The organism is Kitasatospora sp. NPDC048662, from assembly GCF_055587065.1.
In genome coordinates this window covers 24,087-36,692 of sequence record NZ_JBVJHA010000009.1, presented here as the reverse complement: position 1 = coordinate 36,692, position 12,606 = coordinate 24,087, and the positions used below count along the sequence as shown (strand labels likewise).

The window sequence follows — 12,606 nt, the reverse complement described above, 5'->3', positions numbered from 1 at the left end:
GGGGGCGAGACACGAAACGGTCGCGGGCGTACATCACCCAGGCATGCGATCGTTCGACCACCCAGCGGCGGGACAGGACCACGAACCCCTTGGCGGAAGACAAGCGTGGACGGCCGTTCACGAGTCTCTGGGGGTGCGGCGCTGGTTGATGGAGGCCACCGCCGGGTCCGGCGGGGCGGCGAGCTGCGCGCGGAGGGCCTCGTTCTCGATGCTGAGCTCGTTGATCAACAGGCCGTAGGTGGTGACGAGCTCCTCGAGGCCCGCGCAGTGGCTGCGGAGCCGATCGAGCTCGTCAGAGCTCTGCAGGCTCGCTTCGATGGATTGCCCGAAGCCTTGAGTCTGCCGCTTGGCCTGGGTGGCCAGCTGCTGGAAGTGGTCGCGCAGGTCGGTGTGCTTCTGGGCGACGATCCAGTATTTGACCTGGGCCTCGACGGCGAGCTGGACGACCGAGAGTCGGCCGGTGGAGTGCTGGGGTTTGCCGGCGAGGAGGCGGTCGGCCGCGGTGAGGATGGCGATTCGTTCGGGAGCTGTCTCGGGTGTCGGCCATGCGATGGTGGCGGTGCTCATTGTGCTTCCCGTCCGCGGTTGTGGGTATCGATGATGCTCTGGAGGGCTTGGAGCTCGGCGCGTTCGCGCTGGTGGCGGGGAGAGGGGGCGAGGACGTCGGCGACCAGGTGCCGCAGTTCTTCGGCCCGGGTCTCGCGTTCGGCGATGTCGCGGTCGGTGTAGGCGATGTTCTGGCAGGTGGGTCGGCAGTCGTCCTGGTCGGGTGTCTGGCGGGTGCTTCCTTGGACGGTGAAGACCCGGCACAGGGCCTTCGCCGCGTCGTGGACGCAGGTCATAGCCCGTCCGGGGTAGATCTGCAGGAGCGGGTTGGCGACCAGGTCGCGCGCCTGCTTGGGGTTGGTCAGGACGCGGCCGGCGAACTTCGCGTTGCCCTCGCGGACCCGGTGCTGGTAGCGGTCGGCCGCGGGGCCGCTGACGTGTTCGCCCGCGTCCAGGAGGCGTTCGTCCTCGGCAAGCTGGTCGAGGCGGGCGAGCCACTCCTCGAAGGCGTGCTCGCCGGGGAAGCCGGACTCGTAGGTGCCCGAGTAGCCGAGGGTGACCTGGGTGTAGACGTGCGCGTACTGGATCGCGGCGGCGACCAGGCCGCGGGGCCGGCGGACGATGTGCCAGGCGAGGGTCCTGCGGAACCTCGCGGGGGCGATGGCGCCGTGCGGGTCGGGCGGGATCGCCTCGCTCAGGCCGCTGTCCTGGCAGAAGTCGTTGACCCAGGAGATGAGGGCGGCGATGTCGCGGGGCGTATCGCGGCTGGTGCGTGCCTCGCCGGGCCGTGTACTGAGGGCGCCGATTGGGTTGTCCGGGTCGAGGTGGACGGGGAAGAGCAGCCGGTGGTCGTGGAGCCGCTCGACGGCATCGACGGCGCGAGCGACGACGTCGATGACCGACCACGGGTCCTTGCGCTCCTCGCCCTCGGGGATCTTGTTGCCGTTGCTGTCCTTCACCCCCTTGAAGTGGCGCCCGGTCAGGGTCCAGACGCCGGTGGCCTCGTCGTAGGCGCTGCAGCCGCGCTCCAGGTTGAGGACTTCCCCCGGTCTCATCCCGGAGAGGTAGGCGACCGTGATCGTCGCGGCCGTTCTCAGGAAGCGGGCCAGCTTCGGGGCCTGTTCGTAGGTGATGCGGCCGTGCCAGGGCCTGCCGTGGACCTGGCCGGTGACCGGGGTATCGAGGTAGGCGTCGTCGTCGACGGCGATGCCGGATCCTGTCACCATCGCGCGCAGGAGCGCGCCGCGCTGGCGGCGCTCGCGGAACGCGGACTCCGAGGTGTCGAGGATCCGCACCAGGTGGGGCCAGCACGGCTCCAGCTTCCCGTCCGCGCCGATCCGGCCCGGCAGCGCCTTGCCGGTGCGGCGCAGGCCGTCGAGGTAGGCGGCAAGGAGCGGCGCCAGCTGGTGCGGCTGGTTGGGCGCCGTGGGCGCGGTGCTGCCGTGGCGGGCGCGTCGTGCCCGGTCAGTGCTGCCCTGGTGGGAGAGCGCGAGGTAGGCGCGGTGGGCGGCGATGATGTCGTCGGCGAAGTCGCCGACGAAGCGCAGGGCCCAGAGCAGCAGCGGCTCCATGGTGTCGGGATGGATCCGCGGGGTCCTGTTCTCGCCGTTCGTGCGGGAGGCGCCGAGCAGGTCAAAGGGGTAGTCCCCGCTCCAGGGCGCTTCCTCCGGCAGGCGGGCTTCCTCGGGAACGCGCTCCTGGTAGGTCCACAGGCGGCGGACCTCCAGCAGCAGGTCGCCCTTGGCGCCGACCGGCTTCTCCATCTCGTCCACGGCGTCGAGATACGCCTCAAGATCGTCGTGGGTCACCTGGCCGAGCGAGGTCAGGCCGCGGGCTTCCAGCCAGAGGATGAACGCGTTGAGCTTGCTGAAACCCACGGAGGTGGTCCGCAGGGCCGGCCGGTCGCCGGGGGTGTGCCGCATCGGCCTGGGCATGTCGTGGTTGATCATCTGCCAGACGTAGTGCTTGACCTGGGTGCGGAACGACTCGGGGACGACTGCGAAGTTGAGCGTGGTCGTCGGGATGTGGCCCTCGAACAGTCCGGGGGTCAGGTCCCAGCGCTCGTCGCGGAACACGGACGCGACGGCGCGGCCGGCCTTGGGGTTGAGCCGGCGGCGCAGGAGGACCGGGGTGTCGGGGCCGGGCAGGGCGGTGTCGGGGAACTCCTCAGGGGCGATCGGCAGGTTCACGGCAGGTCCAGCTCTCGGGCGAGGAAGCGTTCGGCGAGGCGACGGTGCTCGGGGGTGATGGAGTCGCGGGCCTCGGCGACGGCGTGCGGGTCGGCGCGGTCCAGGAGGTCGTCCAGCTGGGTGTGGGGCAGGGCGAACCGCTCGGCCCACCGAAGCGGCGTCGTATTGATCCTGCGGTTCGCCAGTTCGTCCCGGACCAGGATCTGCAGGGGCAGGTGGTGCGGCGCCGCCCGGGCGCACGGACACGACAGACAGAGCATGAACGAGGCACGGCAGGGCTGTCCGGCCGGCGCGTGCGGGCTGTTGTCGTGGTCGACACACCCGGTCATCACGGTGTCGAGCTCCGCGGCGAGCAGGCGCCGGAGCGTCGCCGCGTCCATGCCGTGGCGGGCGGCGACCCGGGCCGGGTGCTCGGCCGCCTCGGCGACCTCCTCGGCGGTGAGGACCTGCAGGGCGGCGTGGCTCCTGGCCTTGGCGACCTCTCGGGCCAGGGCACCGGCGACGACGCGCTGATACTCGGCCAGGTTCCCGCAGTTGCGCACGAGGTAGTCGTTGACGAGGGTCGTTTCGGTGTGGGCGACGGGCTCCTGGTTCAACTCGTTGTAGGTCAGCCGCAGCCGTCCCAAAGTCACGTCAAGGCAAGGGAGTTGGACGTCCTGGGCGGTGCCCGGCGCCGGGTCTGCGGGGATCCGCCTGGTCTGGGACCAGTACCGGATCAGGCTGCCGGCCGCTCCGGTGCGCAGGCCAGAGCCCATGCCTCCGCCGCCGCTGCGGGCCCACCAGACCAGCAGCCGGGCGCTTCCCAGCAGGCGGCGGGGACCTTCGGCGAGTTCGTGCAGGAGCATGAACACCCCGAACGGGGTGCTGAGCCTCTCACGTTGGTCCGGCCCCGGCCCGGCGGCTTCCGTCTCGCTCTGTGCCCACTTCGGCAGGTCGACCAGCGGCCGGTCCATGTGGCGCCGGCTGCCCCGCCAGGGCTTGTCCAGCTCGACGACTGCCGAGGCGATGCCGCCGGCGTGCCCGTCCGGGCGGTGGTGTCCCGCCGGGGCTTTGGTGATCGTGCTCTCGTTCTCCCCGGTCATCGCGACCAGCAGGATCACGAACGCGGCGATCTCCAGCGCGGACAGGTGCACGGCCTCCATGTGCTCGGCGACCGTCCCCAGCTCCCTCACCCACCACTGGGGGGCGCCGCGCGGTGTACGGGGGACGTCGGCGTGCTCCTCCACGAAGGCGGCGAGTCGGCCCCGCCGCCGCTGCTGGGGAGGTTCGCCGTCCAGGTCACCCGCCCGCCACCGGTCCGCCAGCGCCCGGCCGGCGCGGATGCGGGCGGCGGCCTGCCGGACGTCGTGGCGTGCCGCGTTCAGGATCCGCTGGTTCTCGGCCCGGCTGTAGGAGGGGTTCGCCCGCTCCCGGCGGCGGTTGGCATGCTCGGGCTGGCGTTGGTTCAGGGCGGTGGGGAACTCCGGCCCCAGCCCGGGAACGGCTCGGAGGTTGCTAATCATCTCGCCCACCTGGTGCCATAGGGAGGCGTAGTTCTGCCGCTCCAGCCGCCAGCCGTCCAGGTGCACCGGCAGCAGGTCCTGCGGCCGCGTCGGCGGCGTGTTCAGCGTGCCCAGGTAGGTGGCGAAGCTTCGGAAGAACCGGTAGGACTTCTCTGCCGAGCTGAGCCTGCGCAACCGCCCGCCAGCCCTGGTGCGCTGAACGAAGCCCTTCGCGAACGCAAGTTGGAGCTCCGGCGAGACCGTCAGCCGCGCGAAGTCGAAGACCTGGGAGGACTCCTCGGCGTCCTCCGGGATGAACAGGACCTGCAGCGGCGTTTCCTCCTCGACCCGTCGCCGCGGCCGGTATCCCGCCGGCGGCAGCGCTCCGGGGCGCCCGCCGCCCGCCGCGCTCATCGCCGACCTGCCAGCGGGTCGTTGATGACCAGCGGATGACCGGCCAGGAACGTGGCCAGGAAACCGTCCAGGGCGAGCCCGTGGATCTGCTGCAGCAGGAACTCGACGTCCAGTGGGACGAACGGCTCAAGATAGAACTTTTTGGTCGTTTCCGGACTGGCATGGCCGAGGATCGTCGCCACCAGCTGCCAGGTGCCCCCGAACTGCTCGCGGAAGTCCTTCGCCTCCTCCTGGTCCAGGTGCGCGAACTGCTGCGAGTAGACCAGCCGCCCGACCGCGTACCACCTCAGCGCACAGCTGTGCCGGAGCATGTGGGGCGTGCAGGACAGGCCCGGCAGGTTCATTGTGCTGATGCGGGCGTTGGCCTGCGCGAACGTGTGGTGCCAGCCGTGGGGGTGCCGGGGCAGGCCGTCCTCGTTCAGCCAGAGCGCGAGCGGCTCCAACCCCTGGGGCGTCGATCGGAACAGCCGGCGGCGTTCCTGCGGCTTGAGATCGTCCATCGCGACGACGGACTCGCGCCCGTCGGCGCCCGTCAGCCTCAGCCGCCCGCTCTCGACCCGGACGACTCTGCGGACGCTCGGCTGGCGCTCGTAGCGGCCGGCGGCCTGGGCGTTGCGCACGGCCCGGGCGCGAGCGCCCTCCACGTAGTCCAGGACCCTGAGCAGCGGCAGCCGGGCGATCCAGTACTTATGGCCCCACCGACCCTTCGCGCTCGCCGAAGCAAGCCGACAGGTGGAGAAGCCGCGGGCCCCCTCGTCGGTCGGGAGTTCGGGCAGCAGGACGCTGCCCCACTCGGTCAGCCGCAGCCCTGTCGAGTAGAGGCCGTCGGCGAAGGCCGCGTCGCGCTGCTCGTTCCGCCCCCTCCATCCCCGACTCGTCCGGCCGTCCAGGTCCTTGCCGCGCAGGCCCACGTCGCGCCAGCGTGCGTAGCCCGCCGGGTCGAGCCACTTGATGTCCCGATCGCGGGCACCTCTGGGCTGGAGGTCGAAGTCGTCGAAGCTGGCCACGGGGTCCGGAACACCGAACTCGGCCGCCGCCCAGCGGTAGAAGACCCGCAGCGAGGTCACGTTGGCGCGGAAGGTCGGCGGCTTGACGCGCCGGGGGTTCAGCTCCTCCGTCAGCCGCCACTCCTTGAAGAACTCCGCGTCCTCGTCCGTCGCGTCGTCCCACCGGCCACCGGTCGCGTTCAGGAAGTTCAGCCACAGCCGCAACGACTGCGCGTACTTGTCCCAGGTCAGGGGCGACCGCCTACGGACCCGGCGCGACTCGAAGAAGGCGTTGATCCGCCGGTCCGGCAACCCCGCCGGCGACAGCAGGAACGGCTGCCGATCCTTCGGGCCGCGCACCCCCACCGCGTTCAACAGCTCGCAATGACGGTCCGCGAGGGGCACCGATGGACTGACCGCGACCGACGCCAGGTCGTACCGGAAGACAATCCACTGACCAGGCATGTAGGTGGCTTTCACACCCGTGACGCTAGGCCCCGAGCAACACCAACAACAGTTGCTCGGCTAGAGACTGAGGTGGTTGACCAGCGCCGCGCTGGTCCGCCAGTCCGCGTTGGCGCGGCTGAGCCAGCGAGCGGCTTCGGAGGGCCAGGGTCGGCCCGCGTCGATGTCCTGTTCGATGAGGGTGCGGACGGCGGCGAGTGCGGTCGGGCGGAGGTCGTCGCGGTGGACGGCAGCAGCAAGGGCGGCGTACGAGCCGGGTGTGTCGAGCAGCCCGCGGATCATGATCCGTTGGGTGGGCGGGTAGGCGGCAGCGCGGGCGATCCGTTCGATGGTGTCGAGAGCGGTGGTGGCGGTGGTAATCAGGCCGTGTCCCTTGTGGAGTCTGTTCCGTGGTGGCGGTGGAGGGTTCAGCGGGTTCGGCGGGTGGTGGCCGAATGGGGCTCGAAGGCGCGCCGCATCGGTCGTGGTTCGGGCGCAGGTGCCGCTCGCGGTGGTCAGCGGGCCGGCTGCCGGAGCTGGTCGGGTGGGTTGGAGGCGGTAGTCGAGCGGCTGGCGGCCGGTGCCGGCGGTGAGAGAACGACGCGGGCGCGAGCGGCCAGCGACCGCGCGGACGGACCGGGCGGGGCCTTGGGGACGAGGGGGCGGACGTCGAGGCACAGCAGGTGCTCGGATGTGAGGTCACGGCCGAGGCGGGCCACCGGCGCCGGGTCGGCCATCGCGGCGGTGACGGCTTCCAGGAGCGGGGCCGGGATGTTCTCCGACATCTCGATGGTCCAGCCCTCGGCTTCGCTGCCGCCGCTGATCTGCCAGGCGCGGCTCTCCCCGACGAACATCTGCCCGGCGGGGGCGGTGCAGCGGTAAACGCTGGCCATCTCGCCGCCCGGTGCATCCCAAATCAGGTGTTCGCGGGTGCTGTTGTCGTGCCAGCCGGCGGAGATGATCGGCACGAGACCGTCCTCGGCGTTCCCGGCGGTCCGGATCAACTCGCTCGGGTTGGCGGCGAGCGCGGTGTGCAGGGCGGTCACGATCTCCGGCGGGGTGCGGGGGTCTGCGGCAACCCGCCAGACCTCCTCGCCGCTCAGCAGGTAGTTGAAGGACGCAGTCCAGCTCGTCCCCGTGTCGTCGGTGGTCGACTGGGCGCGCAGCCGCCGGCACGGGCTGGTGTACACCATGGTGGTGCCCTGCTTCTCGGTGGTCCAGCCTCGATCGGTCAGGGGCTTGGCCGCGATCGTGCGGTCGTGGCCGGGGCCGGCGAGGTAGACCGGGGCGACGAGGGCCAGCGGTGCGGGCCTGAAGTCCGGGGCGAAGAGCTCCGGGGTGCGTGCGGCGGCCCCGGTCAGCAGACGGTCGATCGCGTGGAGCGCCTGCTCGTGCTGGGCGGTCGGCAGCGATCCCCAGGTCCACGTGGTGCCGTCGCCGACCGGCCGGTCGTGCAGCGCTTCGGCGATCCCGCTGAGGTCGGTCCCGTTGATCTGCGCCGCGGCGGCGTAGGCTGCCGCGTCCTTCAGGTCGCTGATGTTGAAGGGGAGTTCACTCAGTGCCGCGGTGAGGGGAGGTGTCGGCTTTCGGCTTGCGGTCCGCGGGTCGAGGTTGGCGCCGAGGTCCAGGTCGAGGAGCGCCGGTGCACTCGCTGCCGCCGCGATGACCATGTCTTCCACCAGCAAACACGCCAGGGCCCTTTGCTCCGAGGGAAGTTGGTCCCAGGTCGTCGGGGTGCGGCTCCGGCTGCTGGGGATGACCCGGTCCACGATGTACCACTCGGGTACGAAGTCGAGGTGTTCGACCTCCTCCAGGGCCTCCTCGCACAACTCGGCCGCCGCTTCCCGCAGGTCCGTCTCGGTGTACGGGCTGGCGGCAGCTGGGCCGGCCTCCGTCCGGTGACCGAGGTGGGCCAGGAGTTCCTCGTCCATCCAGTCCCGGTCGCGCTGCAGGGGGGTGGGGTTGGTGAGGGCCCGGGTGAGGGCGTCGGCGACGACCGCGGGGGCGTTGGTGGTGACCATGGCCTGCCAGTAGGGCGGGTAGCCGCCGGAGCCCCGCGGGCCGATCTCCACGTACAGGTGGGGGTGGGCCATGAGGTCGTCCGGATCGCCGGGCGGGTCCAGGCGGACCTGGACTCGGGCGAGTTCGTCGGGAGCTTCGAGGTCGAGCACACCGCCGCGGTAGGTGCTGCGCCAGCCGGCGTCGGTGAGGGTGCGGATCAGGGTCCGCCGGTCAGTCGGCTGCTGGAGGGCGGGGTGCGACTCGCCGGTCCAGTCGATGGTGTCCCCGGTGCGGGCGAGTACGTCGGTGACGGCCATGATGATCTCGGGCGGCGTCTCGGTCGAGAAGCCGGCCATCCAGGCCGGCACGCCGAGGGGCTCCGGGGCGGCCGTGATCCGCCAGGCGGCGCCGGGGTCGAGCTGGCCGTCCGCGATGCGGAAACGGTGGTTCGGGCTCCAGGCGAACTCCTGGCCCAGGTCGTCGTCGGTGCTGCGGCCCCAGCCCTGCTGGACGAGGCGGTCGAAGACCCGGTTGGTGTGGCTGGCCCCGGCGAGGTAGGCAGGGGTGACGTAGATCGTGGTTTCGGGGATGGCGGTTCCTCGGGGGCTGTCAGCGGCTGGGTCGTGGGTGACGGTGGCGGAGCGGGCTGCTGGTTCGGGATCGGCGACGGGCCGCGGGGTGGCCGCCTCGCAGCCGCACCCCGGTGTTCAGCGGTAGCGCGGCCCCGGCCCAGAGGCCGGCTGCGAGAAGGGCGCGGAAGCCGAGAAGGCGATCCGGGTGGAGTCGGCGGCGGCGCGGGTCGGGGAGGTCGTGCGGGCGGCTCGGGCGCGGTGGGTGTCCAGCGGCGTCGGGCTGGAGGGGATCTCCGTCAGTTCGGCGGCGCCGACGACCGCCGCGCCGACGGCCAGGTCGCCGAGGTCTCCGATGTCGCGGATGGCGGGGGCGAGCATCGCGCTGACCATGGTGTGCAGGATCTGGTCCGGCGTGCAGATGCTGGCTGCGGCGGACCAGCCGTCGAAGTCGCCTGCGATGTCGACGCTCCAGAATCCGTCCTGCCCGGCCTCCTCCCACTCCTCCGGGTCGAGGACCGCCTGGGTGTTGAGGACGATCCTGTCCTGCGGGCTCTGCTCGGCGAACGCCGTCTCGGTGCCCGCCGCGGCGTCCCAGATGAGGGTCCACCCGTGGGCCTGGAGGGGGGTGCGCCACTCGTCGTCGGCAGCGCCCCCGGTGAGCCGCCTGCCGGTGCGCAGCCGGTCGGCCAGCTCGGTGGTGATGGCCTCGACGACCTCGATCGGCGTGTTCTCGGTGAGGCTGACGGTCCACAGCGGCGGGCGGAAGGGGCGTTCATGGACGGCGACCTTCCACATCACGTCGCCGCCCTCCGGTTCGAGTCCGAGCCGGATTCGGCCGTCGGTGGAGATGATCAGCTGGTTGCCGCGGCCGTCGTCGAGGCGTACGGCTTCCGCGTCGGTGAGCGGCCGGATCGCGCGCTCGATGTCCCGGGTGGGGCCGGCGTACAGGGCTGGGGTGATGCGGACCTGCTGCCAGGGTCGTTCGCGGGCCCGCTTGGCCCAGTGGGGATTGGCCGTGGTCAACTACTGCTCCAAGTAGGCGGGTTCACGTGGTGCGCGGTCGGACCGTCACTGCGGCAGGCGCGATGGAGCGGGGGAAGCGGCGACCTGAACGTCGTCGGGCATGGGCAGGGCCTCGTGGGGGTCGGTGCGGGGGTCAGCGGGACTTCGACCGCAGGCTGTCGTGGCCTGGCGCTCCTGTGTGGCCGAGCGGACCGGTGACCGTAGGAAGTGCGGCCGGCGTGGTTCGGGTACGGGCTGCTGCGGACCGCAGTGAGTGGGCGGTGCCGAGGCGGCCGACCGCGTGGTCGGCCGCCTCCCGGCCGGAGGCGACGATCTCGGCCGTCAACCGGAGCGCTTCACCGGCGTCTCCACCGACGCGGTGGTGGAGGGCCCAGCCGCCAGCCGCCCGCAGAGCCCGGGCGCTGCGGTCCAGCACGCCGCCCTCCCCGGTGATGACGCCAGCCGCCCTGCGCACCTCAGCCGGGTCGGTGGCACGCAGCAGGCGGGTGGTGACCTCGTCGATGCCCTCGGCCAGCCGTTCTGCGGTGTTGCTCGGCAGAAGCTCTCCAGTAACGGGGACGAAGGGCTGTGGCGACGGGCGGACGCCGAGGGTGGGGTCGAGAGTGACGTCGTACCCGGCGGTGGCGAGGAGGACGGCCGCGTCGGTGGCGATCTCGTTCTCCTCGTACCGGGGGTGGCTGGCGGGCAGGGTGTAGTGGTTCGAGCGCCCGGGGGTGGGGGCGAACCCGGTGGTGCCGATGAGGAAGGCGGTGCGCTCGTCCCCGCCGGTCGCGGTGATCGCGCCGTCGTCGGTGCGTCGGATGGTGACCGCGTTCGGGCCGGCTCGGCCGGGGTCCGCCGGTCCGGGCTCGGCTGGTGCCTCGCCCTGGTCTTCGCGGGTGGGTTGCCGACCCTTGCCAGGTGGGAGGTTGCGGCGCGGGCGCGGCTCGAGCTGGACCTGGGTGCGGTTGGCGGCGGGGATCTGGAGGCGCTGGCGGAGCGCCGGCAGGGGGTTGACGACCTCGTCGAGCGCGGCGCTGATGAGGGCGGTGGGGGTGTGGCCGGCGAAGGCGACGTGCCAGCGCTCGCTGGGGTAGCTGCGGGGGCCGCCCCAGACGGTGACGGTCGGACCGATCCCGCGGATGTCGCCGATGTTGTGGTTGACGGCGATGCCGGCGGTGGCGTCGGGGCGGGTGCAGCTGTAGACGCCGTGGACAGGGCTGGTCTCCCGCGACCACGGTTCGTCGGCGGCGTCCAGGTCGGCCGCGATGGTGTTGTCCAGCGATCGGCGGCCCCACAGAAGTTCGTCGCGCACCGTCTCGGAGGTCGCGGTCAGGGCGTGGGAGAGGCGCTCGGCCACCGCGGTGACGACCTCGACCGGGGTGCGGGTGCAGAAGGTCGCGCGCCAGGTCCGCTTGCCGACGGGCGAGGCGTATGCGGCGATGGTCCAGCGGGGCCCGGTGCTGGTGTCGTGGTCGAGTTCGATCGCGGCAAGGAGGGACTCGTGCAGCGCAACGGTGGTGTCCTGCCCCGGGCTGTAGCGGCCCCAGGTGGGGGACGTTTCGAGGAAACGGGCGAGGGCTGCTTCGGCGTCGCCCGGTCCGGCCAAGTGGCCTGGTGTGACCACCACTTCGAGGTCGCGAGCGGGGGTGGTCAGGGGGTCTCCTTCCGGGCGGGCTCACCTGCGGCACCGGTGCCGGCCAGTGCCGCGGTGCTGCAGGGCGGATACAGCACCGGGGGCAGGATGTTGGGGGCGTCGTGTACCCGGGTGATCGCGTCGACCAGGGCGGTCAGGACCGGCGCGGGGGCTGCTTCGCTCACCGAGATCGACCAGAACCGGCCGTCCTTGACGCCGTCGATGTCCCAGCAGCCGTCCTGGCCCGACTGGAACGGATCGAGCATCCGGCCGGCACGGTTGTGGTGGGTGGCCGATGCCCTGTCGCCGTTGGCAGCCCGGTAGCGAAACGGGTGGGCGCGCAGCCGCTGGAGGCGTTCCAGTGGTTCGACGGCGGCGTCTTGCGCTTGCTCGAGTACGTCTCGCCCTGGTGCTTGAACACGTGGGTGGCCGGGGTGTCGAAGCCGGCCGCCTCCAGCGCCGTGGCGATCATCCACTAGCTCTGCCCCTCCAGCAGCAGCTTGCCCATGTAGCGCACCGCCTCGGAGGTGACCGGGTCCGGCTCCAGCGTGCGCCCGCCGCCGGGCCGATCCACGATCCGGTACCCGTACGGCGGCTGCCCGCCGGCCCAGCGGTCCGTCTTCCGGAGGTGCTTGTGGGCGGCGGTGACGCGCGCATTGATGCGCTTGAGCTCCATCTCCGCGAAGATCGAGGCCAGCAGAACACCTTGGCCAGCTCGTTCCCGAAGGAGCTCTCCCTCCCCTTGCGGTAGTCCAGGGTGATTCCGTCGTCGGTGAAGACCAGGACCTTGTGGTTCTCCTCAGCCTAGTGCGCTACGTCCGCGCAGTCCTTGGCTGCGGACTTGGTCCCCTTCTTCTGCACCTGGGTGTCGTCCAGTACCAGCGACGCGGACGGGTCGCCCAAATGTTCGGCGACATACGCCCTCAGCTCGTCCAGCAGCGCGTCCGCGGACCACGAGGCCGCGTTGAGGAACTTCTGGATCCGCGAAGGCGTGACATGGCCCGCCCGTGCGGACATCGTCCACGCGTTCTTGCGGCGCAGGTCCGACAGCAGGCCCTCGACCAGGTCGGCGAACACCTCTCGCGGCTCCGGCCGCGCGAACAGATGGTCGAGCCCACCCGGCAGGGCAGCCAACTCCTCGGCCCACTCTCCGAGATGCCTCTCCGCCACATCCACCAGCATGACCGCTCAACGACAGAACCGATCAGCAGTCACATGATCTGCCGCTGTAGTACACGGCACGGCAGATCTCAAACACGGTCTGACACCACTCGATCAAGATCGACAGAAAGACCGAAATCTCGCCACGGAGCTTCGAAAGGAGGCAAATATTTT

The 12,606-nt window shown here is 71.4% G+C and carries 11 protein-coding genes; all 11 read right to left on the bottom strand.

What is annotated here, in order from left to right; translation table 11 throughout:
• Positions 1-117 precede the first annotated feature (117 nt).
• Positions 118-567: a hypothetical protein gene (locus ACZ6R9_RS23505; RefSeq protein ID WP_465540109.1), complete on the bottom strand. Its 450-nt coding sequence runs from the start codon at positions 565-567 to the stop codon at positions 118-120.
• Positions 564-2,735: a site-specific integrase gene (locus ACZ6R9_RS23500; protein ID WP_465540107.1), complete on the bottom strand. Its 2,172-nt coding sequence runs from the start codon at positions 2,733-2,735 to the stop codon at positions 564-566. Before ACZ6R9_RS23500 ends, ACZ6R9_RS23505 begins: the two co-directional genes overlap by 4 nt.
• On the bottom strand, positions 2,732-4,630 hold the full coding sequence (locus ACZ6R9_RS23495; RefSeq protein ID WP_465540105.1) for a hypothetical protein: 1,899 nt from the start codon (positions 4,628-4,630) through the stop codon (positions 2,732-2,734). The genes ACZ6R9_RS23500 and ACZ6R9_RS23495 overlap by 4 nt, the downstream gene beginning before the upstream one ends.
• Complete coding sequence (locus tag ACZ6R9_RS23490; RefSeq protein ID WP_465540103.1) at positions 4,627-6,096, bottom strand: site-specific integrase; 1,470 nt, start codon at positions 6,094-6,096, stop codon at positions 4,627-4,629. Before ACZ6R9_RS23490 ends, ACZ6R9_RS23495 begins: the two co-directional genes overlap by 4 nt.
• A gap of 45 nt (positions 6,097-6,141) precedes the next feature.
• On the bottom strand, positions 6,142-6,363 hold the full coding sequence (locus ACZ6R9_RS23485; RefSeq protein ID WP_465540101.1) for a hypothetical protein: 222 nt from the start codon (positions 6,361-6,363) through the stop codon (positions 6,142-6,144).
• Positions 6,364-6,575: 212 nt separating this feature from the next.
• Positions 6,576-8,537: an SPDY domain-containing protein gene (locus ACZ6R9_RS23480; protein WP_465540338.1), complete on the bottom strand. Its 1,962-nt coding sequence runs from the start codon at positions 8,535-8,537 to the stop codon at positions 6,576-6,578.
• A gap of 231 nt (positions 8,538-8,768) precedes the next feature.
• Positions 8,769-9,656: an SPDY domain-containing protein gene (locus ACZ6R9_RS23475; RefSeq protein WP_465540099.1), complete on the bottom strand. Its 888-nt coding sequence runs from the start codon at positions 9,654-9,656 to the stop codon at positions 8,769-8,771.
• Positions 9,657-9,789: 133 nt separating this feature from the next.
• Positions 9,790-11,244 (bottom strand): SPDY domain-containing protein, encoded by a 1,455-nt coding sequence (locus ACZ6R9_RS23470; RefSeq protein WP_465540098.1) that lies wholly within the window; start codon positions 11,242-11,244, stop codon positions 9,790-9,792.
• A 44-nt stretch (positions 11,245-11,288) separates the two neighbouring features.
• On the bottom strand, positions 11,289-11,537 hold the full coding sequence (locus tag ACZ6R9_RS23465) for a hypothetical protein (RefSeq protein ID WP_465540096.1): 249 nt from the start codon (positions 11,535-11,537) through the stop codon (positions 11,289-11,291).
• Between the two features lie 209 nt (positions 11,538-11,746).
• Positions 11,747-11,947, bottom strand: coding sequence for a hypothetical protein (locus ACZ6R9_RS23460; RefSeq protein ID WP_465540094.1), 201 nt, complete (start codon positions 11,945-11,947; stop codon positions 11,747-11,749).
• A 128-nt stretch (positions 11,948-12,075) separates the two neighbouring features.
• Positions 12,076-12,441, bottom strand: coding sequence for a transposase (locus ACZ6R9_RS23455; protein WP_465540093.1), 366 nt, complete (start codon positions 12,439-12,441; stop codon positions 12,076-12,078).
• Between the last annotated feature and the right edge of the window lie 165 nt (positions 12,442-12,606).

Coding starts and splice junctions, on each gene's coding strand:
- ACZ6R9_RS23460 (WP_465540094.1), bottom strand. CDS start 11,947: ATGGAGCTCAAGCGCATCAATGCGCGCGTCACCGCCGCCCACAAGCAC.
- ACZ6R9_RS23495 (WP_465540105.1), bottom strand. CDS start 4,630: ATGAGCGCGGCGGGCGGCGGGCGCCCCGGAGCGCTGCCGCCGGCGGGA.
- ACZ6R9_RS23505 (WP_465540109.1), bottom strand. CDS start 567: ATGAGCACCGCCACCATCGCATGGCCGACACCCGAGACAGCTCCCGAA.
- ACZ6R9_RS23465 (WP_465540096.1), bottom strand. CDS start 11,537: ATGCTCGATCCGTTCCAGTCGGGCCAGGACGGCTGCTGGGACATCGAC.
- ACZ6R9_RS23485 (WP_465540101.1), bottom strand. CDS start 6,363: ATGATCCGCGGGCTGCTCGACACACCCGGCTCGTACGCCGCCCTTGCT.